General features: G+C 62.5%; 2 protein-coding genes. Both read right to left on the bottom strand.

What is annotated here, in order from left to right:
• A partial coding sequence (locus Q0341_RS09645) for an alcohol dehydrogenase catalytic domain-containing protein (RefSeq protein ID WP_299512583.1) occupies positions 1–466 on the bottom strand: 466 nt, incomplete at its 3' end.
• A 248-nt stretch (positions 467–714) separates the two neighbouring features.
• A complete protein-coding gene (locus Q0341_RS09640; RefSeq protein ID WP_299512580.1) occupies positions 715–951 on the bottom strand; it encodes a DUF2789 family protein in 237 nt (78 codons plus the stop codon).
• Positions 952–1,040 lie beyond the last annotated feature (89 nt).

Raw genomic sequence — 1,040 nt, 5'->3', positions numbered from 1 at the left:
AGGCACCGGTAACCAGCACGGTTTGTCCGCGCAAATCCCCGCTCAGGCGCTCTGCCAAGATCACGGCCTGCACCGCCGTCAGGCCCGGTATGCCCATGCAAGCACCGGCTTCGAAATCGGTGCCTTCTGGCAAGGTCACGGCCTGGTCTGCAGGCAAAGCGATGCATTCGGCACAGGTGCCCAATGCGCGCTGCCACTGGCCGTTCCATAACCACACCCGCTCGCCCACGCGCGATGCGGGCACGCCAGCACCCACAGCTTCGATCACGCCAGCGCCGTCGCTGTGCGGCACGATCAATGGGTCATTCACCGGTCGGGCGCGGCGCGACTTGACATCTGAAGGGTTCACGCCGGAAGTGGCCAGGCGCACCAGCACCTCACCGGCCTGGGGAATGGGTGTGGGCAAATCGCCCACCTGCAACACATCTTGGGCTTCGCCGTTGCGGCTGTACCAGGCTGCTTTCATGAAAGGTCTCCTTGGAATGGGGAAAAAGGCCTGCTCAGGGCCAGCAGCTCCACGAGCGCTTGAAGCCCGTGCGGAACATGCCCAAGCGAATCAGCAAGAAAAAACGGGTCGGTGTTCAGTTGGCAGTTCATCAACCTGTGATTTGGGCCGGCCATCTTACCGGCCACCTGCCCACGCAACTGTCACGCGCCTGTCCTGCACTGGGCCGAGCTGGGCCGAGCGGGCCGTCCACCCCATTCAACGGCGCATCAAGGTCGTCTCAAGGCCACGCTCAGCGCATCGACGTGCAACGCCCAACCGCTGTCTTGCAGCAAGCTCTCTCGCAAAAAGACCGCCTGCGCCGGACTCCAAAAATCGGCATCGGGCAAGGCCACCGCACCAGACAAGGGGCTGTGCCCTTGCAGAAACTGCGCGATGCTGCCGTCATCGCTAGGCAGTCCCAGTTGCGCAAAAAGTTCATGAAAAGAATGTTGCGTCGTCTCCATCTCTGTCTCCTGTTGGGGGGCCTGAGCAGCCCCGTCCCATTGACCAAGGCTTGTGCTCGGACCTCGATTGGGTCGAATTCATGCCGGGC

Origin of the sequence: uncultured Limnohabitans sp. (assembly GCF_937889215.1) — a bacterium.
Classification (GTDB): domain Bacteria; phylum Pseudomonadota; class Gammaproteobacteria; order Burkholderiales; family Burkholderiaceae_C; genus Limnohabitans_A.
This window is presented reverse-complemented; position numbering and strand designations above follow the sequence as displayed.